At 69.1% G+C, this 18,577-nt stretch carries 17 protein-coding genes and 3 pseudogenes; 14 read left to right on the forward strand and 6 right to left on the reverse strand.

Translation table 11 applies throughout. The annotated features are described in order from the left end of the window. The first annotated feature begins 10 nt into the window (after positions 1 to 10). The 6 genes and pseudogenes from ATK30_RS35830 to ATK30_RS35850 all read left to right on the forward strand — a co-directional run bounded on the left by ATK30_RS35830 (position 11) and on the right by ATK30_RS35850 (position 4,455). The gene (locus ATK30_RS35830; protein WP_101439197.1) at positions 11 to 1,162 is read left to right on the forward strand and encodes an acetyl-CoA C-acetyltransferase; all 1,152 of its coding nucleotides are present in this window, start codon (positions 11 to 13) and stop codon (positions 1,160 to 1,162) included. A gap of 385 nt (positions 1,163 to 1,547) precedes the next feature. Continuing rightward, positions 1,548 to 1,658, forward strand: a pseudogene (locus tag ATK30_RS47810) (helix-turn-helix domain-containing protein); the annotation flags it as partial. Between the two features lie 33 nt (positions 1,659 to 1,691). After that, positions 1,692 to 2,015, forward strand: a complete 324-nt coding sequence (locus ATK30_RS46600) for a helix-turn-helix domain-containing protein (protein ID WP_101438641.1) — start codon at positions 1,692 to 1,694, stop codon at positions 2,013 to 2,015. Then, positions 2,012 to 2,683, forward strand: a complete 672-nt coding sequence (locus ATK30_RS46605; protein WP_244194796.1) for an IS3 family transposase — start codon at positions 2,012 to 2,014, stop codon at positions 2,681 to 2,683. Before ATK30_RS46600 ends, ATK30_RS46605 begins: the two co-directional genes overlap by 4 nt. A gap of 197 nt (positions 2,684 to 2,880) precedes the next feature. Continuing rightward, on the forward strand, positions 2,881 to 4,008 hold the full coding sequence (locus ATK30_RS35845; RefSeq protein WP_244194597.1) for an IS110 family RNA-guided transposase: 1,128 nt from the start codon (positions 2,881 to 2,883) through the stop codon (positions 4,006 to 4,008). A gap of 78 nt (positions 4,009 to 4,086) precedes the next feature. Then, positions 4,087 to 4,455 (forward strand): IS3 family transposase, encoded by a 369-nt coding sequence (locus ATK30_RS35850; protein WP_244194767.1) that lies wholly within the window; start codon positions 4,087 to 4,089, stop codon positions 4,453 to 4,455. 53 nt (positions 4,456 to 4,508) lie between these two features. Here the strand turns inward: ATK30_RS35850 and ATK30_RS35855 are convergent, their stop codons facing one another. Together ATK30_RS35855 and ATK30_RS35860 are read right to left on the reverse strand one after the other, a co-directional pair. After that, positions 4,509 to 5,567 carry an NAD(P)H-dependent flavin oxidoreductase gene (locus tag ATK30_RS35855; RefSeq protein ID WP_101439198.1) on the reverse strand — a complete coding sequence of 353 codons (1,059 nt, stop codon included), beginning with the start codon at positions 5,565 to 5,567 and terminating at the stop codon, positions 4,509 to 4,511. Between the two features lie 15 nt (positions 5,568 to 5,582). Beyond that, positions 5,583 to 6,341, reverse strand: coding sequence for an enoyl-CoA hydratase family protein (locus ATK30_RS35860; protein ID WP_101439199.1), 759 nt, complete (start codon positions 6,339 to 6,341; stop codon positions 5,583 to 5,585). Positions 6,342 to 6,431: 90 nt separating this feature from the next. Here ATK30_RS35860 and ATK30_RS35865 point away from each other — a divergent pair, with 90 nt between their 5' ends. The 5 genes and pseudogenes from ATK30_RS35865 (at position 6,432) to ATK30_RS35880 (ending at position 11,330) form a co-directional block, all read left to right on the forward strand. Continuing rightward, a complete protein-coding gene (locus tag ATK30_RS35865; protein ID WP_101439200.1) occupies positions 6,432 to 7,340 on the forward strand; it encodes an SDR family oxidoreductase in 909 nt (302 codons plus the stop codon). Next, a pseudogene (locus ATK30_RS47580) lies at positions 7,337 to 7,588 on the forward strand (MaoC/PaaZ C-terminal domain-containing protein); the annotation flags it as partial. The gene ATK30_RS35865 and the pseudogene ATK30_RS47580, both read left to right, overlap by 4 nt. Continuing rightward, positions 7,510 to 7,857 (forward strand): annotated as a pseudogene (locus tag ATK30_RS46610) (MaoC/PaaZ C-terminal domain-containing protein); the annotation flags it as partial. The pseudogenes ATK30_RS47580 and ATK30_RS46610, both read left to right, overlap by 79 nt. A gap of 155 nt (positions 7,858 to 8,012) precedes the next feature. Beyond that, positions 8,013 to 9,644 carry a steroid-24-oyl-CoA synthetase gene (gene casG / locus ATK30_RS35875; protein WP_101439201.1) on the forward strand — a complete coding sequence of 544 codons (1,632 nt, stop codon included), beginning with the start codon at positions 8,013 to 8,015 and terminating at the stop codon, positions 9,642 to 9,644. 15 nt (positions 9,645 to 9,659) lie between these two features. Continuing rightward, on the forward strand, positions 9,660 to 11,330 hold the full coding sequence (locus ATK30_RS35880) for an AMP-binding protein (RefSeq protein WP_101439202.1): 1,671 nt from the start codon (positions 9,660 to 9,662) through the stop codon (positions 11,328 to 11,330). Here the strand turns inward: ATK30_RS35880 and ATK30_RS35885 are convergent, their stop codons facing one another. Both ATK30_RS35885 and ATK30_RS35890 read right to left on the reverse strand, forming a co-directional pair. Beyond that, entirely contained in the window at positions 11,331 to 11,936 is a 606-nt protein-coding gene (locus ATK30_RS35885) for a TetR/AcrR family transcriptional regulator (protein ID WP_167442056.1), read from the reverse strand. Between the two features lie 53 nt (positions 11,937 to 11,989). Then, positions 11,990 to 12,586, reverse strand: a complete 597-nt coding sequence (locus ATK30_RS35890) for a TetR/AcrR family transcriptional regulator (RefSeq protein WP_101439204.1) — start codon at positions 12,584 to 12,586, stop codon at positions 11,990 to 11,992. A 61-nt stretch (positions 12,587 to 12,647) separates the two neighbouring features. Between ATK30_RS35890 and ATK30_RS35895 the strand changes: the two genes are divergently transcribed. Beyond that, positions 12,648 to 13,523: an oxidoreductase gene (locus ATK30_RS35895; protein ID WP_101439205.1), complete on the forward strand. Its 876-nt coding sequence runs from the start codon at positions 12,648 to 12,650 to the stop codon at positions 13,521 to 13,523. Between the two features lie 4 nt (positions 13,524 to 13,527). Here ATK30_RS35895 and ATK30_RS35900 read toward each other — a convergent pair whose 3' ends face one another. Next, a complete protein-coding gene (locus ATK30_RS35900) occupies positions 13,528 to 14,388 on the reverse strand; it encodes an alpha/beta fold hydrolase (protein ID WP_101439206.1) in 861 nt (286 codons plus the stop codon). Between the two features lie 97 nt (positions 14,389 to 14,485). Further along, on the reverse strand, positions 14,486 to 14,818 hold the full coding sequence (locus tag ATK30_RS35905) for a VOC family protein (protein WP_101439207.1): 333 nt from the start codon (positions 14,816 to 14,818) through the stop codon (positions 14,486 to 14,488). Between the two features lie 783 nt (positions 14,819 to 15,601). On the opposite strand from ATK30_RS35905, the gene ATK30_RS35910 reads away from it, so the two are divergent. Then, a complete protein-coding gene (locus ATK30_RS35910; protein ID WP_101439208.1) occupies positions 15,602 to 17,128 on the forward strand; it encodes a Re/Si-specific NAD(P)(+) transhydrogenase subunit alpha in 1,527 nt (508 codons plus the stop codon). A 19-nt stretch (positions 17,129 to 17,147) separates the two neighbouring features. Then, on the forward strand, positions 17,148 to 18,566 hold the full coding sequence (gene pntB, locus ATK30_RS35915; RefSeq protein WP_101439209.1) for a Re/Si-specific NAD(P)(+) transhydrogenase subunit beta: 1,419 nt from the start codon (positions 17,148 to 17,150) through the stop codon (positions 18,564 to 18,566). The last annotated feature ends 11 nt before the right edge of the window (positions 18,567 to 18,577 follow it).

An 18,577-nucleotide genomic window follows, 5' to 3' on the forward strand; every position in this document is an offset into this window, starting at 1 on the left:
GGAGGATTTCGTGCCCGAGGCATATGTGGTCGACGCGGTCCGCACGCCGGTCGGCCGTCGTGGCGGTTCGCTCGCCGGAGTGCATTCGGCGGATTTGGGCGCGCACGCGATCAGTGCGCTCGTGCAGCGGACGGGCATCGATCCCGGTGCGGTGGACGATGTCATTTTCGGTTGCTGCGACACGATCGGGTCGCAGGCCGGGGATATCGCGCGGACTGCCTGGCTCGTGGCGGGATTTCCGGACCACGTGCCGGGGGTGACCGTGGACCGGCAGTGCGGTTCGTCGCAGCAGGCAGTGAATTTTGCTGTGCAGGGGGTGCTGTCCGGGACCGCGGATCTGATTGTCGCCGGGGGAGTGCAGAATATGTCTGCTATTCCGATTTCGTCGGCGATGGTGGTGGGGCAGCAGTTCGGGTTCAGCACGCCGTTCGCGGAGTCGCCGGGGTGGCAGGCTCGGTACGGGGACCAGGAAGTTTCGCAGTTCCGGTCGGCGCAGATGATTGCCGAGAAGTGGGAACTTTCCCGTTCCTCGCTGGAAGAGTTCGCGTTCGAGAGCCACCGCCGGGCGCTGGCGGCGATCGATGGCGGCAGGTTCGCGCGGGAGATCTCGCCGGTGGGGACGTTTTCGGTGGACGAGGGGCCGCGGCGGGATACTTCGCTGGAGAAGATGGCTGGGCTCAAGCCGTTGGAGGAGGGCAGTCCGCTTACCGCTGCGGTGGCTTCGCAGATCAGCGACGGTGCTGGGGCTTTGCTGATCGCGTCCGAACGGGCGGTGGCCGAGCATGGGTTGACGCCTCGGGCCCGGGTGCATCACATCAGTGTGTACGGGGCGGATCCGGTGTGGATGTTGACCGCGCCTATTCCGGCTACGCAGCGGGCGTTGGAGAAGACTGGGATGTCGGTGGAGGACATCGATCTGTTCGAGTGCAACGAGGCGTTCGCGCCGGTCGTGCTGGCTTGGATGCGGGAGGTTGGGGTGCCGCATGAGAAGGTCAATGTGAATGGCGGCGGGATCGCGTTGGGGCATCCTATTGGGGCTACTGGGGCTCGGTTGATGACTACGTTGCTGCACGAGTTGGAGCGGTCTGGGGGGAGGTATGGGCTGCAGGTGATGTGTGAGGGGGGCGGGCAGGCCAATGTGACTGTGTTGGAGCGGGTTTAGGCTGTGGTTTGCGGGGCCCCGGGTTCGGCTCGTCGCCTGGCGGCGACATTGCGGTTGGTGATTGCGTGGGGGCACCCCGAAGCTGAGTGTGACTACGGCGCGGGGGTGCTTGTCTAGGCGGGAAAGATGCCTTGACAAGCACTCCCGCGCCGTGTTTTGGCTTCGTGTCGGGGTGCGGGGGTGGTGTGGGTGCTGGGTGAGTTGGGTGCGTGGGCGGCGGTTTGGTGGGTGCGGCGTGGGGTGGTCCGTGAAGGTGCCCTTGAGGGGAGCAAGGCGGTGAGGGGTTCCTCGCGGGCGGCGGCGGTTCTGAACTGCGCCCCGGGAGTTGGACTGGGAATCCAGTTCCGGCTGTCCGGGGAGTGGTTCGTTGCATCCACGCAGTTCGTTGTCTGAGTGGCAGCGGGCGTCCGCTGTTGCGTTGTTCGAGGACGGGTATGGCGCGAAGGCCGTGGCGTCCCGGTTGGGGGTGTCGGCGGGTGCCGTGCGACGCTTGCGTGATCGTTGGAGGCTGCGGAGCGCGGGAGCGCTGATGAACAAGCCAGGCAGGCGGTCGTTCGGGTTCGAGTTCAAGCTGGAGGTCGTGCGCCGGTATGTCGGCGGCGAGGCGACCGCGGCCGAGCTGGCGCGCGAGCACGGCCTGTCCTCGCCCAAACTCGTGGAGAACTGGGCGCGGGCGTATCGGCGCGAGGGCGAGGACGCGTTGCGGCCCAAGCCGAAAGGCCGTCCGCCCGGTGTCGCGGACTCGCCGGGTCCCGGCGAGCTGGAGCGGTTGCGGGCGGAGAACCTGCGGCTGTCGGCGGAGAACGCCTACCTAAAAAAATTGCGGGCCTTGAGGGAGCAGGGGCGAGGGTGAAAACCCAGGCCGTCGCCGCCCTCAAGGCCGACTATCCGCTGCCGGTGCTGCTGGCGGTCGCGGGCCTGGCCCGGTCGACGTTCTTCTACCACCAGGCCCGCCTGGACCGGCCCGACCCGCACGCCGGGCTCAAGGCCGCGATCGCCGAGGCGTTCGAGGCCGCCCGCGGCCGCTACGGGCACCGGCGGATCCACGCGGTCCTGGCCCGCGACGGCTGGCGGGTGGCGAAGAAAACCGTGCGCACGCTGATGAACGCCCTCGGCCTGGCCTGCCAGGTCCGGCGGCCGCGCCGGTGCCGGTCCTGGCCCGGGCGGCCCGGCACGACCGCGCCGAACCTGCTCAACCGCCAGTTCAACGCCGACGCCCCGGACACCACATGGGTCACCGACGTGACCGAGTTCCGCATCCGCGACCGCAAGCTCTACCTCTCGCCCGTGATCGACCTGTTCGACCGGTCCGTGGTCGCCTACGCCTGCGGCCCGTCCCCGACGCTGGAGCTGACGAACTCCTCGCTGCGCGCCGCGATCGCGACCCTGCCCGCCGGAGCCCGCCCGCTGGTGCACTCCGACAGTGAGACTGTTTCTGCCGGTGTTGCCCCGGGTTTCCCGGCCCGCGAGAGGGACGGACGCGGGAGGATGCTGGTGCCGGGCGCTCCGAGAGCTTCCTGACCCTCACTCCGATCGACGAAGTGTTGTCTTTCCTCGGATCTGTCGGTTGCTCTGGGAGCGCCCGGCGAGGCGCTACGCCTCGCCGTCGGGGTGACCTAAGGAGAGCCTGCGCCACCAGGCGCTCATCACTGTCTTGTCCGCCGGTTCGGTCGATGCGCGGCGCCGCCCTGCCCATCGAGCGGATCGGAGAGGACGACATGACCAGCATTGCGCATGCTGCGCGAACGGGCCAGACCCGGGAGTCGGCAGCATCCGGGAAGACCGTGTACGCCGGCGTGGACACGCACAAGGAGCTGCACGTGGCGGCGGTCGTCGACGACGGCGGGACAGTACTGGGCACGCACAGTTTCTCCACCACCCGCGCTGGCTATCGGGCTCTGACGGCCTGGATCGGCGAACACGGCCGGCTGGCCCGCATCGGCGTCGAAGGGACCGGCTCCTACGGCGCCGGGCTGACCCGGCACCTGGCGAAGGCCGGTGCGACCGTTCTCGAGGTCGACCGGCCGGACCGCTCCGATCGCCGCCGCAGGGGCAAGGACGACGACCTGGACGCGATCAGCGCCGCCCGGGCGGTGCTGCACAACCGGCGGACCGCGATCCCGAAGTCCAAGGACGGGGCCGTCGAGGCGCTGCGGGTCCTGCGGACGGCACGAGCCCAAGCGGTCCGCGAGCGGCGAAACGCCTTGCAACTGCTGCGAATGACGATCGTCTCAGCACCGGACGAGGTGCGTGACCAGATCCGCAACCTCACCCGCATGCAGCTGATCCGGGTGGTCGCCGCCTGGCGTCCGGACGTGTCGAACGCCGCCGACCCGATCGGCGCCTACCGGGTCGCGCTCAAGTCGATGGCACGTCGCTACCTCGAACTGACCGACGAGATCGCCGACCTCGACGACCTGATCAACCCGCTGGTCGAGGCACTCGCGCCGCAGCTGCTCGCGCGGCTTGGCATCGGCGTCGAGATCGCCGGACAGCTGCTCGTCACCGCTGGCGACAACCCCGACAGGATGACGTCGGAGGCAGGGTTCGCGATGCTCTGCGGCGTCGCGCCGCTGCCCGCGTCATCCGGGACGACCCAGCGCCACCGGCTCAACCGCGGCGGGGACAGGCAAGCCAACCGCGCCCTGCACCTGGCTGTCGTCAGCCGCATCCGCCTGGACCCGAGAACCCAGGCCTACCTCGCGCGCAAGACCGCCGAAGGCCACTCGAAGCTCGAGATCATCCGTTGTCTGAAGCGCTATCTCGCCCGCGAGGTCTACTACCTCCTCAACCCCGGCCAACAACGGATCGCCCGCCGCCCCTACCGCCGCCACACGGCCACCTGACCCCAAACTCTGCCGGCTCCTCCGTCGCCGCCGCAACCGCCGGAGCGCAGGCGCGGTCACGATGGAGCACCCCACCGGATGAACGACCTTGACCGCGCCGAGCACCGGCACACCATCACAGGCGAAGGAGCCAGCCACCCCACGGTTGACAAACAGGAGAGCATCCAGGGCTTCCAATACCAGCACGCCTCCTGGCGCACCCTGCTCGCCGACGCCGGCCTGACCCAGTCGATGTCCCGCCGCGCCACCTGCCTGGACAACGCCGTCGCCGAGAACTTCTTCGGCCACCTCAAAGAAGAACTCTTCCACCACAACACGTTCGACACCGTCGACACGTTCACCACGGCACTGCACGACTACATCGACTGGTACAACACCACCCGCATCTCCACCACCCTCGGCGACCTCAGCCCAGCCGAATACCGAGCCCAGACCCTCGCCGCCTAACCTCTACATAACCAGTCCAACTTCCGGGGCCCAGTTCATTCACGGGCCACCCCTCAGTCCAGCAGTGCGCTGGTGGCTTTCAGGCGTTCCTGTGCGCCGTCCACGATTCGGGTGACCAGTTCCGCGCAGCTTGGCAGGTCTTCGATCACTCCGACGACCTGTCCTGCCGCCAGCATTCCGGCTCGCGTGTCGCCTTCCACCAGACCGGCCTTGAGCAGCATGGGGGTGTTCGCGGCCAGCATCGTTTGCGTCCACGTCCGGTCGCTGCCGCGCTTCATGCGGAGGCCGTCGGCGAGCAGGGAGGGCCAGGACTGGCCGCTCAACCGCTTGAAGTCCTTTGTCCGGCGCAGCGTCCGGGCCATTCGTTGCACGAAGCCTTCCTTCGTGAGGCTCTCGATGAACGGCGTGCGCAGCAACCGATGCGGCATGCCGTCGGCTTTGGTGGTCACGACGGTGCCGTCCAGGCCGAAGCTCAGGTAGGTGCGCTTGATTTCATCCGGCACCGCGCTGTCGCTGGTGAGCAGGAACCGCGTGCCCATGCCGATTCCGGCCGCACCGTAGGAGAGTGCTGCTGCCAGGCCACGGCCGTCGAAGAAGCCTCCGGCGGCGACTACTGGGATGTCAACTGCGTCCAGTACGGAGGGCAGCAGCAGGGTGGTGGCGGTCGGACCGGTATGACCGCCGCCTTCGCCGCCTTGCATCATCACCAGGTCCGCGCCCCACGAGGCGACCTTTTCGGCGTGGCGGGCGGCGCCGACGGTGGGCATGACGACCACGCCGTGGTCCTTGAGACGGGCGATCAGGTCTTTTTTGGGCGCCAGTGCGAAAGATGCCACCTTGACGCCGTGATGGATCAGCAATTCGGCGCGTTCCGTCGCGTCCCCGGCGTCGGCACGCAGGTTTACGCCGAAGGGTTTGTCCGTGCGCTGCTTGACTTCCTTGATGGCGCGGTCGAGCTCGTCGTAGGTCATCGTCGCGGAGGCGAGGATGCCCAGGGCTCCGGCGTTGGCGGTCGCGGAGACCAGGCGCGGGCCGGCGACCCAGCCCATGCCGGTTTGCACGATCGGGTGGGCGACGCCGGTCAGCTCGGTGAGCGGGGTGCGGAGAGGCACGGGTCTCCTCGAGGGTCAGTCGGTCAGCGGGCGGCCGGTCGCGACGAAGGCGTCGCGGTGTTCGTCGGCGGCTCCGATGAGGTTGAGTTCGAAGGTGTAGCCCTGTTCGTACCGGTAGCTGCGGTTGACGTCGATCGGGTCGATGCCGTTGAGCGCGGCTTTGGCGGCCCGGATGACGCGCGGGTCCTTCGCGGCTACCTCGGCGGCCAGCGCGAGCGCGGCGTCGTGGAGGTCGGCAGCCGGTACGGTTTCCAGCACCGAACCGTGTTGCACCAGGTCGTTGGCCGCGATGGTGCGGCTGGTGAAGTACAGCGTGCGCATCAGGTGCTGGGGGACCAGGCGGGCGAGGTGGGTCGCCGCGCCCAGCGCGCCGCGGTCTACCTCGGGGACGCCGAAGTACGCGTCGTCGGCGGCGATGATCGTGTCGCAGTTGCCGACCAGTCCGACGCCGCCGCCGAGGCAGAAGCCGTTCACCGCGGCGATCACCGGCACGGCGCATTCGTAGATCGCCTTGAACGCCAGGTAGCAGCCGCGGTTCGCGCCGACGAGAGCGTCGTGACCGGCGGTGCGCTGCATTTCCTTGATGTCGACGCCGGCGTTGAAGCCGCGGCCCTCGGCGCGGAGCAGGACGACGTGCACCGCCGGGTCCTCGCCCGCCTCCCGCACGGCTTCGGCGAGACGGAACCATCCGGCGACCGGCAGGGCGTTCACCGGCGGGTAGTCCATGGTGACCACGAAGGTGCCGTTGTCGTGGAGCTGCGTGGAAATCGTCACGTGCGTTCCTAACCTAGCGATTGCTTGGTAGCCTAACACTTGCTTGGTTTACGGGGAACCGCTCCGGACCGGTCGACGAACGGAGATGATGTGAGCGGGATCTTGGAGGGCCGGGTCGCGATCGTGACCGGGGCCGGCCGCGGACTCGGGCGCGAGCACGCGCTGGAACTCGCCCGCCAGGGCGCGCGCGTCGTGGTCAACGACCTCGGCACGTCAGGCGCGGGCGAGGGAGCGTCCGACGGTCCGGCCGGGGAAGTCGTCGAAGCGATCCGCGCGCTGGGCGGCGAAGCGGTGGCCAACGGTGCCGACGTCGCGAACTTCGCGGCCACGGAAGCGTTGGTACAGCAGGCGGTCGACGAGTTCGGCGGACTGGACATCGTCGTGAACAACGCCGGCTTCGTGCGCGACCGGATGATCGTGACAACCAGTGAGCAGGAGTGGGACGCGGTCGTCGCGGTCCATCTCAAGGGGCATTTCGCGCTGATGCACCACGCCGCGGGGTACTGGCGCGCGGAGGCGAAAGCCGGGCGTACGCGGGCGGCGCGGATCGTCAACACCACCTCCGGCGCGGGTCTGCAGGGCAGCGTCGGCCAGGGCAGCTACAGCGCCGCCAAGGCCGGAATCGCCGCGTTGACCCTGGTCGGAGCCGCGGAACTCGGCAGGTACGGGATCACGGTGAACGCGCTGGCCCCGGCCGCGCGCACCCGGATGACCGAGGGCCCGTTCGCGGCTCAGATGGCCGCGCCGGACAGCGGGTTCGACGCGATGCACCCGGGCAACGTGTCGCCGGTCGTCGCGTGGCTCGCCAGCGAGGACGCCGCGGACGTCACCGGCCGCGTGATCGAGGTCGAGGGCGGCCGGATCTGCGTGGAGAACGGCTGGAGCCACGGCCCGTCCCGCGAACTGGACCGGCGCTGGACCGCCGCCGAAGTCGGTCCGGCCGTGCGCGAACTGCTGAAGGAAGCTCCCGAGCCCGAACCGGTTTACGGGGCGCAGTGACCAGCCCCGCCGAGTGGAAAGGCCGCGTCCTCGGCGAACGCACTGTCGCCTACCCCGACCGCGACCCGATCCTCTACGCGCTCGCCATCGGCGCCCGGCCGGACGAACTCGACTTGGTGTTCGAGGACCGGCTTCGGGTGCTGCCGCCGTTCGCGCTGACGCTCGCCCAATGGGCCCCGGACGTCCTCGGCTCCGCCGGTGCGTTCGACGTCGGCAACGCCGTGCACGGTTCGCAACTGTTGCAGGTAGTGAAGCCATTGCCGGCTGCGGGCGAGATTTCCCTGCGGGCCCGCGTTTCCGAGGTCACTGGACTGCGGGACTGTCCACTGCGGACAATCAAGCCCTGCTCTACCGGCTGCTGGGGGACCGGCACCACATTCACGTCAACCCCGCGGCGGCGGCCGGAATCGGCCAGCCACGCCCGATCTTGCACGGCTTGGCCACCCTGGGCGCGGGTGCGCTGGTCGCGGCCCGGCAGGTCGGCGCGCATCCGGCGGACCTGACGGAGTTGGAAGGACGTTTCGCCGCACCGGTGTTCCCTGGCGAGGAGCTGCGGGTGGAAGGCTGGTCCGACGGCGGACTGCGGATCACGTCGGAACGCGGCCCGGTGGTCGACGGCGGACGGGTCCGCTTCGGATAGAGGAACGCACACCACGCAAGGGGAGTCGACCGATGACCGATCGCGACGACATCATCGCTCGGCTGACCGCGCCGGGCGCGGAGTTCGAGATCCGGTCGGAACCGGCCGCGGGACGTCCGGCGACGGTGTTCGCGCGGCGGCACCGGTGCCTCACCGAATTGCTGGAAGCCTCGCGCGCATTCGGCGACCGCGAGTATCTGGTCACTGTGGACAGTCGGCTTACCTTTGCCCAGCACTACGACCAAGTTGCCGCTCTCGCAGCGGTGTTGCGGGTCGAATACGGGGTCGGGCGCGGGGATCGGGTCGCGTTGTGCGCGGCGAACTGTCCGGAGTGGATAGTCGGATTCTGGGCGGCGGTTTCGCTCGGCGCGATCGCGGTCGGGCTGAACTCGATGTGGGTCGCGCCGGAGGTCGCGCACGGCCTCGACCTGACGACGCCGAAGGTCGTGCTGACCGACGCGGCCCGGAAGCCGCTGGTCGCGGACCGGTGCCCGGTGCTGGAGTTCGGCAGCCCCGAATACCGGGACCTCCTCGACCGCCGTGCGGGCACGCAGCTGAAGCCGGTGCCGGTCGACGAGGACGACCCGGCCGTCGTCCTCTTCACGAGCGGGACTTCCGGCCGTCCGAAGGGCGCGACCCATTCGCACCGCAACGTGCTCGCCGCGGTCTGGTTCCACCTGTTCAACGACGCGCTCGCCGCCGAATTCGGCCATCCGGCGCGGGATCGCCGATTCCTCCTGGCCACGCCGCTGTTCCACATCGCCGCCCTGCACAACCTGGCCGTCGTACGGCTCGCGGTGGGCGACACCGCCGTGCTGTACCAAGGAAAATTCGACATTCACCGAGTGCTGGACCTCGTGCACAACGAGCGGATCACCAACTGGGGCGCGGTCCCGACGATGCTGTCCCGCCTGGTCGAAGCCGATCTCTCCGGCTACGACCTCAGCACGCTCACGTCAGTCTCGGTCAGCAGCGCGCCGTCGACTGTCGAGCTGAAAGACCAATTGCGAGACGCTTTGCCCAGCGCCGCCGCCTCGCTCAGCACGAACTACGGCCTGACCGAGTCCTCGACCGCGGCCACCCTCGCGACCCCCGCCGAAGTCCTCGCCGACCCGGACACCGCGGGCCGCCCCGTGCCGAACATGGAAGTGCAGATCCGAGACACCGAAGGCCGTCCCGTCCCGGACGGCACCGACGGCGAGATCTACCTCCGCGGCCCGCAGGTGATGCTCGGCTACTTCAACGACCCGGCCGCGACCGAGGCCGCGTTCACCGAGGACGGCTGGTTCCGGACCGGCGACCTCGGCCAGCTGCGCGACGGTGCGCTGTTCGTGCTGAGCAGGCGCAGCGACCTGATCTTGCGCGGGGCGGAGAACATTTACCCGGCGGAGGTGGAGGAACAGCTCGCCGGACACCCAGCAGTGGCCGAGTGCATCGTGGCCGGGCTGCCGGACGCGGACTACGGCCAGATCGTCGCCGCGAAGGTCGTGGTCCGGGCGGGGTCCGAAGTGGACGCTGACGAGTTGCGGGGTTATCTCGGCGAACGGCTCGCCCGGTACAAGGTGCCGACGGCCTGGTTCCTGACCCGGGACCCGTTGCCGCGCAACGCGACGGGGAAAGTCGTGCGGCGGCTGGTGCGGTGGGAGCAGGGGCCCGGCTGCTGACCGGAGGAGGAGCCGATGGAAACGTTCGCGGAAGTCGTCCGGTCCCGGCGCGGGGACGCGCACGAAGGACTGCGGTTCGAGGGCCGAAGCTGGACGTGGGACGAAATCGTCCGCGAGGCCGCCGTGCGGGCGTCGCTGCTGCGCACCTTCGATCCCGGGCCCGGCCGGACGCAGCGGCACGTCGGGGTGCTCCTGGAGAATCTCCCGGATTTCGTGTTCTGGATCCTCGCCGCCGCGGTGACCGGCGACGTCCTGGTCGGCATCAACTCCACCCGGCGCGGCGCGGAACTGGCGGCCGACATCAGCCACACGGACGTCGACGTGCTGCTCACCGAACCGCTCTACGGGGCGGAAGTCGCGAGTCTCGAGCTGCCGACCGTCCGTCGGGTTCTCGACGTGGAGTCGGCGGAGTACCGGGACCTGCTGGCCGAGCACGCGGGCGCGGACCTGCCCGCGTACATTCCGGATCCGGCGGCGATCCTCCTGCTGCTGTTCAGCTCCGGCTCGACCGGTACGCCCAAGGCGGTGATCTGCGGCAACGGCCGTCTCGGCCGGTTGACGGACGCGCTGGCCGAGCGCGTCTCGCTGCACCGCGAATCGGTCACCTACCTGTGCTTGCCGCTGTTCCACGGCCACGCGATCATGATGAACCTCGCCGCGGCGGCGAAGGTCGGCGCGACGATCGTGCTGGTGCGGAAGTTCTCCGCGGCGCAGTTCGTCCCGGATCTGCGCGCGCACGGCGTGACGTACTTCAACTACGTCGGCCGGGTGCTGAGCTACCTCGTCGCGCAGCCGGAGCAGCCGACCGACGCTGACCCCCGGCTGGAGGTCGCCTTCGGCTCGGAAGCCGCGCCGGGCGAGGCTGCCGAATTCGGCCGTCGATTCGGCTGCGAAGTGCGGGAAGGCTACGGATCGAGCGAGGGCGGAATCCGCATCGTGCCGGACCCGGACGGGCCGCCGAACGCGCTGGGCAGGCCCGCGCCCGGAATGCGCGCGGAAATCCGCGATCAGGACAACCGGGAATGCCCGCTCGCGGAATTCGACGAGAACGGCCTGCTGCTGAACGCCGAGGAAGCGACCGGCGAGATCGTCGCGGTGGGGCGCGGGAAAACGTTCGAGGGCTACTACCGCAATCCCGCCGCGATGGCCGAACGGCTGAAATTCGGCGGCGAGGACTTCTGGACCGGCGACCTCGGCTACCGCGACCGCGACGGCTACCTGTACTTCGCGGGCCGGGCGGCGGATTGGCTCCGCGTGGACGGCGAGAACTTCGGCACCATCGCGGTCGAGCGGATTCTGGGCCGCTACCCGCCGTTCGCGGCGGCGCACTGCTACGGCGTGCCGGACCCGCGGACGGGCGACTTACTCATGGCGGCGGTGGTTCTCGCTGAGGATGCCGCGTTCGACCCGGTCGATTTCGACGAATTCCTTGTCGAGCAACCGGATCTCGGTACGAAATGGCGTCCGACGTTCGTGCGGATCATCGACGAGGTTCCGGTCACCGGCAGCGGCAAGGCGGACAAGGCACCCCTGCGCGCGCTGGGCTGGGAGGGCGACCGGGTCTGGTACGCGCCGAGCCGGAGCAGTCCGTACCGGCTGCTCACCGCTGAGGACCGACGCGGGCTGCGGGCCGAGTTTGCCGCGCACGGCAGGGAGAACTTGCTGCCCGCGGTGTCCCGGCGCTGATCACTGTGGCGGCAGGCCCCGCGCGATTCCGGCGAACACCTCGCGCAACGTCGCCGGAACGTTCTTGTCCAGGCTTTCGTCCAGAAACCGGTTCAGCACCGTGGTCATCGCCGCGATCGCGACGTCGGACACCAGTTGCGGATACAGTTCGCCGGCCCGCGTGCCGGTGCGTTCGGCGATCGCCTTGACCAGATCGTCGGTTTCCACGCGCGCCAATGCGGTGCGCATTTCCGGCGTCGCACTCCACGCCTGCACCGCGCTGAGCTGGTCGGACGCGGGCTGTCCGTACGGCACTCCGTCGACGCGCAGCGGTTCGATGAGCGCTTCGGCGAGTGCGGTCCACAGCGGTTCGTCCGCGGGGCGCTGGCGCAGCAGTTCCGCGCTGAGCCGGATCCGGTGCTCCTGCCGGTAGGCGACCGCGTCGTATTTCGTGGCGAAGTAGTTGCTGAACGTCCGCAGCGACACCCCGGCCCGCTCCGCGATGTCCTCGCGGACGACTTTGTCTGGACCTCTCTCGTACATCAGCGCCACTGCGGCATCGCTCAGCGCTTTGCGCGTGTCGAGCTTCTTGCGTTCTCGCAAGCCGAGCGGTCGTTGGTCAGCCATGCCGACCACGGTATCCAATTGTCCGCCGCATTCGCGCGGCCAACCGGTTTTCGTTACGGACGAGCGCCGCGCAGGAACTGTTCGACGGCGGTGTCCACAAGTCCGTCGAGCAATTCCGGCGGAACGAGGTTGCCGTTGCGCAGCGTCGCGATTCCCTGCAGCGTCGCGAACAGCACCACCCCGATCCGCTCCGGCGGCCCCTCCTGCAACGCGCCCTGCTCCTGTCCTTCGACCACCAGGTCGTTCATCAGCCCGAACGGCGCTTCGGCAGCCTGCACGATCCGGTGCGCGCCGGGGCGGTGCTTGCTGGTGTACATCAGTTCGAGCAGCGCCGAGTTGTCGGTGGCGAAGCGGGTGTACGCCTTCGCTGCCGCGCGCACGCGGCCCGGGAAATCGTCCGCGGTTTTCAATGCCGTGCGCAGCGCGTTGTCCAGCCGGGCGAACCCGGCTTCGGCGAGGGCGTCGAGCAACGCCTGCCGGTCCGGGAAGTGCCGGCGCGGCGCGGCGTGGCTGACGCCGATCTCCCTGGCCAGGTCGCGCAGCGACAACTGATCGGCCCCGTGCGCGCGCAATCCGCGTTCGGCCGCGTCGAGCAGGGCGGTGCGGAGGCTGCCGTGGTGGTAGGGGCGGTCTTCGGGCTGGTCGGGCACCCGCCGAGTCTAGCAGCATGTTTCCGTTGACAACATTGTTGTCGCTGTCTACTTTGAAGGCATGGACCTTCAGGTGGAAAACCAGAACGGCCGCACCGCCGTGATCACCGGTGCGAACAGCGGACTAGGCCGCGAGACAGCCGCGGTGCTGGCCGCCAAGGGCGCGCGGGTGGTGCTCGCGGTGCGCAATCCGCGCAGCGGCCGCGAGGTCGCCGACCAGCTTCCCGGCGACGTCGAAGTGCGCCGGCTCGACCTCGCCGACCTGGCGTCGGTCCGCGCGTTCGCCGCGGAGTTCACCGAGCCGATCGATCTGCTGATCAACAACGCCGGCATCATGATCCCGCCGCTGTCGCGCACCGCGGACGGCTTCGAATCGCAGTTCGGGACCAATCATCTCGGTCATTTCGCGCTGACGAACCTGCTTCTGCGGCAGATCCGCGGCCGCGTGGTGACGGTTTCGTCGAATGGGCACCGCGCGGGTTCGATCGATTTCGCCGACCTGAACTGGGAACGCAGGCGGTACAACGCGGTGGCGGCCTACGGGCAGTCGAAACTCGCGAATCTGCTGTTCACCGCCGAACTCCAGCGGCGGCTGACCGAAGCCGGTTCTCCGGTGCTGGCGACCGCCGCGCATCCCGGCGCGGCGGCGACGAACCTCCTGAAGGTCAACACGCCGGTGGTGTCCTCGCTGGCGAAATTCGTCACTCGCCTGGTCGCTCGAACTCCCGCGCAAGGCGCTCTGCCGACGCTTTACGCCGCGCTGGCCGACCTTCCCGGCAACAGCTACGCGGGCCCGCGCGGTTTCCTGCCGAGCCGCGAGGAACCGAAACTCGTGGGGCGGTCGGCGAAAGCGCGGGACGGCGAGGTGGCGCGTCGTTTGTGGACGGTCTCCGAGGAGTTGACCGGGGTGCGCTTCCCGCTGGCTGTTCCGGCCTGACCGGTTATCCCGGAACCGCACCGGTTTCGGTCAGAAACGCGGTCAGTTCCTTGGCCAGTCGTTCCGGCTGGTCTTCCGGGATCAGCGTGCCGCTGTCCGGGATCTCGACCAACCGGCTGTCGGGGAACAGGTCGACGAGCCTGCGTCCGTGGTCGGCGGGCATCATCCGGTCCTTGCCCGTCCAGACGACCAGAACCGGCCGGTCGAACGACCGCAGCCGCTCGGTCCATTCGAGCAGCACCCGACGCGGCGGGGTTCCGGTGGCGAATTTGACCATGTCCCGGCGAATTTCCTTGTCCCGCAACGCCGGGGCGAACCAGCCTTCGAGAATGTCGTCTGGGACACGGCTTTCGCACATCGCGCCGTACGCGGCCTTGGCGTGCCGGTAGAACGACGTCCGGGTGGCTTGGGCGTGCAGCCACGGCCCGCCGGGCAGCCGGAGCAGGTTCACGACCGGCCGCGCGGGTTTGGGCGGGAAGTTGTCGAACGCCTCGCAGGCGACGAGCGCGAGCCGTCCGACCCGGGCGGCGTGCTCGGCCGGTGCCAGCCCGTCGGCGACGAGGAATTGGCCGCCGCCCCAGTCGTTGAGCACGATGGTCGCTTCGTGCAGGTCGAGTGCGGCGAGGAATTCGCCGAGCAGCCGCGCGACGCCGAACTGGCTCAGGTCCGCGTCGGGACGCATCGGGGCGAGGTGCGCGCCGAGCGGCAGCGTGGGCAGGAGGCAGCGGTAGCCGTCGAGCAGCGGGACGACCTTGCGCCATTGCGTGCGGGACATCGGGAAACCGTGCCCGAACACCAGGACCGGGCCGGCGCCGCCGGTGTCGGTGTAGTCGATCGGCCCTGCGGAGAGCTCCACGCGCGGCATCGGGCCTCCTCGGGTCTCACGACTAGAGCGATCATTCTAGTCGCGAGACTAGGCCGGTCCGGTCCGGCCGGTCAACCCGGGCCGCAGGGGAAGCGGATCACTTGCCGCTGAAGACGACGCGGTTTCCGTCCGGGTCGGCCAGCGGCAGAATGCGCGCGCCGCCACCGGGTTGCGGTCCGTCATGGGGGACGCCCGCCTTCGTTGCCCGCGCGGCGGCCGCGTCGAGATCCGTCTCCTCGAAGACGACCGTCGATCGCCCGGCGCGGTCGGGTTCGGACCACACCTGCAGCCCGAACGTGTCGCCGAGGTGCCATTCCAGCAGGCCGGGCATCGGCCGGGCGTCCGGACCTCGATCGAACAGCGCGGAGTACCACTCCTCGGCGCGCTTGAGCTCGGAGACGGTGCACTGGGCGAGTACTCGGCGGATCATGACTTCCCCTTCGAAGTGGTTGTCATCTGCAAGCGCTTCCAGGAGACCACAAGTGATAGCGAAGTGCAAGCACTCCCGTGCGGACGGCGGGGATCCCGTCGTATTCGGCCGGGAAGCGAAGAATGGCTGCTGTTTCGCCGAAAATCGCGGAAACCCTGCGGCGACACCGAGAAGGCCCCGCGCTCGACGGAGCTGATCGAGCGGTCCCCGGAAACGAACGTGTCCCATGTGGACTTGGCGGCGCGGATCATGGGGAACACGCTGGAACTGCTCCTGCACAAGCTGATCACCCGCTGGATCTGCCCGCGTTCGAGGACGAGCTGACGGCCATGCTGACCCGCTATGCGACCGCGGGCTCCGAGCGGAGCAGCCGGCTGTGCGCCGCCCAGTCGGCTGACCCGGTGCGTCCGCTTGTCAAGTGGCGGACATCACGATGGACGTCGTGATCGATCCGGCAGCGGCCCCCGTGGCCACGTCCGGGGCGACGAAGGCCCGGGACCGGCGAAGCGGTTCAACCGGGTAGTCGGCGGTTTCCCGGCCCAGTGCCGTCGCCCGGGAGCCGGTGCGCGCGACCCGGCCGCCGCGGCCGTCCAGGGCTATGACCGTGATCTCGTCGCACTCGCTGCCGAAAAAGGGCCTCCGGTTGGCTGCCGGAGGCCGGGCGGCATGGGAGTATCCAGCGCATCTGTACCTGAAGCGGGCGAAGTCGGACCAGGTGGCGACCCAAAACGCCGTCAGGGCCCGGCCGGCGGATCTTCCGCGAACGAGCGGGAAGGAGGCGGCATGCTGATCGGGGTGCTCAAGGAGGCCCAACCGGGGGAGACGCGCGTCGCGGCGACCCCGGAAACGGTGGGCAAGCTGCGCGGGCTGGGTTACGAGGTGGCGGTCGAGCCGGGCGCGGGGCTGGCGTCGGGATTCTTCGACGAGGCCTTCGCGGAGGCAGGCGCGACGGTCGGGCCGATCGCGGATGCGGAGATCGTGTTCGGGGTGAACGCTCCTTCGTCGGAGCAGCTGGACGCGGTGAAGCCGGGGGCGACCGTGGTGAGCCTGCTGGCTCCGGCGTTGAAGCCGGAACTGGTCGAGGATCTGGCGAAGCGGCCGATCACGGCGCTGGCGATGGACGCGGTGCCGCGGATCAGCCGCGCGCAGTCGCTGGACGTCTTGAGTTCGATGGCGAACATCGCCGGGTATCGCGCGGTGGTGGAGGCGGCGCACACGTTCGGGCGGTTCTTCACCGGGCAGGTGACCGCGGCGGGGAAGGTCGCTCCGGCGAAGGTCCTGGTCGTGGGCGCGGGTGTGGCCGGGCTGGCCGCGATCGGCGCGGCGGGAAGCCTCGGTGCGATCGTGCGGGCGACGGACCCGCGTCCGGAGGTCGCAGATCAGGTCAAGAGCCTGGGCGGGGAGTATCTGTCCATCGAGGACCCGAACGCCGAGGTTTCGGCGACGGGGTACGCGAAGGAGATGGGCGAGGACTACAAGGCGCGCGAGAAGGAGCTGTACGCGACGCAGTGCCGCGAGGTCGACATCATCGTCACGACGGCGTTGATCCCGGGCCGTCCGGCGCCGCGGATCATCACCGCGGAGATGGTCGCGTCGATGAAGGCGGGCTCGGTCATCGTGGACATGGCCGCGGCGAACGGCGGCAACGTCGAGGGCTCGGTCGCCGGGGAAAAAATCGTCACCGAAAACGGGGTCACGATTCTCGGCTACACCGACCTCGCGGGCCGCCTTCCGGCGCAGGCCTCCCAGCTCTACGGCACCAACCTGGTGAACCTGATGAAGCTGATGACGCCGGAGAAGGACGGCCGGCTCGTGGTCGACTTCGACGACGTGGTGGTCCGGTCGATCACGGTGGTGCGCAACGGCGAGCTGACGTGGCCGCCACCGCCGGTGCAAGTCTCCGCCGCCCCGCAGAAACCCGCGGCGGCGCCGGAGAAGAAGGAAGAGCCGGAGAAACAGCCGATGTCCTCGGGCCGCAGGCTCGGGATCGTGCTGGGGATCGCGGCGGTGTTCCTGCTGCTGGCGGCGCTGGCCCCGGCGGCGCTGCTGCCGCATCTGACGGTGTTCGCGCTCGCGATCGTGATCGGCTACTACGTGATCGGGCACGTGCACCACGCGCTGCACACGCCGTTGATGTCGGTGACGAACGCGATTTCCGGGATCATCGTCGTGGGGGCTCTGCTGAACCTGGTCAGCGGCAACACGGTGGTGGTCGTGCTGGCGGCGGTGGCGACATTGCTGGCGACGATCAACATTTTCGGCGGGTTCGCGGTGACGCGCCGGATGCTCGCCATGTTCTCCCGCAGCTGACCCGAGAGGCCTCCTTCAGATGACTGTGCACACTGCGAGCCAGGCCGCCTACATCGTGGCCGGGCTGTTGTTCATTCTCGCGCTGGCCGGGCTGTCCCGGCACGAGACCGCGCGGGTCGGAAACTACTTCGGCATGGCCGGGATGGTCGTCGCGCTGATCGCGACCATCGCGCAGGCGGTGTCCGGGGAGATCACCGGCACCTCGATCGCGTTGCTGATCATCGCGATGGTGATCGGCGCCGGGATCGGGTTGCGCCGGGCGGCGGTGGTCGAGATGACCGGGATGCCCGAGCTGATCGCCCTGCTGCATTCGTTCGTCGGTCTCGCCGCGGTGCTGGTGGGCTGGAACGGCTACCTGCAGGTGGAATGCGACCCCTCCGGCGTCGAGTCGCGGCACCTGGAAACGCTGGGGACGCTGGGGATCCACCACGCCGAGGTGTTCATCGGCGTGTTCATCGGCGCGGTGACGTTCACCGGGTCGATCGTGGCGAACCTGAAGCTGTCGGCGAAGATGAAATCCGCGCCGTTGATGCTGCCGGGCAAGAACTTCCTGAACCTCGGCGCTTTGGTGCTGTTCGTCGCGTTCACCGCGTGGTTCGTCGTCAGCCCGCACCTGTGGCTGCTGGTCGTGGTCACCGTGCTCGCGCTGGCGCTGGGGTGGCATCTGGTCGCCTCGATCGGCGGCGGGGACATGCCGGTGGTCGTGTCGATGCTGAACAGCTACAGCGGCTGGGCCGCGGCGGCGTCGGGGTTCCTGCTGGAGAACGACCTCCTGATCATCACCGGCGCGCTCGTCGGCTCGTCCGGTGCGTACCTCTCCTACATCATGTGCAAGGCGATGAACCGGTCGTTCATCTCGGTGATCGCGGGCGGGTTCGGGATCGAGGCCGGGCCGTCGGGGGACAAGGATTACGGCGAGCACCGGGAAATCACCGCGGAAGGCGCGGCGGAACTGCTGACGGCCGCTTCGAAGGTGATCATCACGCCGGGGTACGGGATGGCGGTCGCGCAGGCGCAGTACGGGGTGGCGGAGCTGACCCGGAAACTGCGCGACAAGGGCATCGACGTCCGCTTCGGCATCCACCCGGTCGCCGGACGCCTGCCCGGCCACATGAACGTGCTGCTGGCCGAGGCGAAGGTGCCCTACGACATCGTGCTCGAGCTGGACGAGATCAACGACGATTTCGCCGACACCGACGTCGTTTTGGTGATCGGCGCCAACGACACCGTCAACCCGGCCGCCGCCGAAGACCCGGGCAGCCCGATCGCGGGCATGCCGGTGCTGACGGTGTGGGAAGCGGAGAACGTCGTGGTCTTCAAGCGTTCCATGGCCTCCGGGTACGCGGGCGTGCAGAACCCGCTGTTCTTCCGCGAGAACTCGGCGATGCTCTTCGGCGACGCCAAGGACCGGGTCAACGACATCCTCTCCGCGCTGTGAACCAGGAGAAA

This window comes from Amycolatopsis echigonensis, from assembly GCF_002846615.1.
Lineage (GTDB): Bacteria > Actinomycetota > Actinomycetes > Mycobacteriales > Pseudonocardiaceae > Amycolatopsis > Amycolatopsis echigonensis.

Bases quoted from the DNA above. Each gene is read 5' to 3' on its own strand.
- ATK30_RS46600 (WP_101438641.1), top strand. From the start codon at position 1,692: ATGAACAAGCCAGGCAGGCGGTCGTTCGGGTTCGAGTTCAAGCTGGAG.
- ATK30_RS35845 (WP_244194597.1), top strand. From the start codon at position 2,881: ATGACCAGCATTGCGCATGCTGCGCGAACGGGCCAGACCCGGGAGTCG.
- ATK30_RS35850 (WP_244194767.1), top strand. From the start codon at position 4,087: ATGAACGACCTTGACCGCGCCGAGCACCGGCACACCATCACAGGCGAA.
- casG (WP_101439201.1), top strand. From the start codon at position 8,013: ATGACCGATCGCGACGACATCATCGCTCGGCTGACCGCGCCGGGCGCG.
- ATK30_RS35880 (WP_101439202.1), top strand. From the start codon at position 9,660: ATGGAAACGTTCGCGGAAGTCGTCCGGTCCCGGCGCGGGGACGCGCAC.
- ATK30_RS35885 (WP_167442056.1), bottom strand. From the start codon at position 11,936: ATGGCTGACCAACGACCGCTCGGCTTGCGAGAACGCAAGAAGCTCGAC.
- ATK30_RS35895 (WP_101439205.1), top strand. From the start codon at position 12,648: ATGGACCTTCAGGTGGAAAACCAGAACGGCCGCACCGCCGTGATCACC.
- ATK30_RS35900 (WP_101439206.1), bottom strand. From the start codon at position 14,388: ATGCCGCGCGTGGAGCTCTCCGCAGGGCCGATCGACTACACCGACACC.
- ATK30_RS35905 (WP_101439207.1), bottom strand. From the start codon at position 14,818: ATGATCCGCCGAGTACTCGCCCAGTGCACCGTCTCCGAGCTCAAGCGC.
- ATK30_RS35910 (WP_101439208.1), top strand. From the start codon at position 15,602: ATGCTGATCGGGGTGCTCAAGGAGGCCCAACCGGGGGAGACGCGCGTC.
- pntB (WP_101439209.1), top strand. From the start codon at position 17,148: ATGACTGTGCACACTGCGAGCCAGGCCGCCTACATCGTGGCCGGGCTG.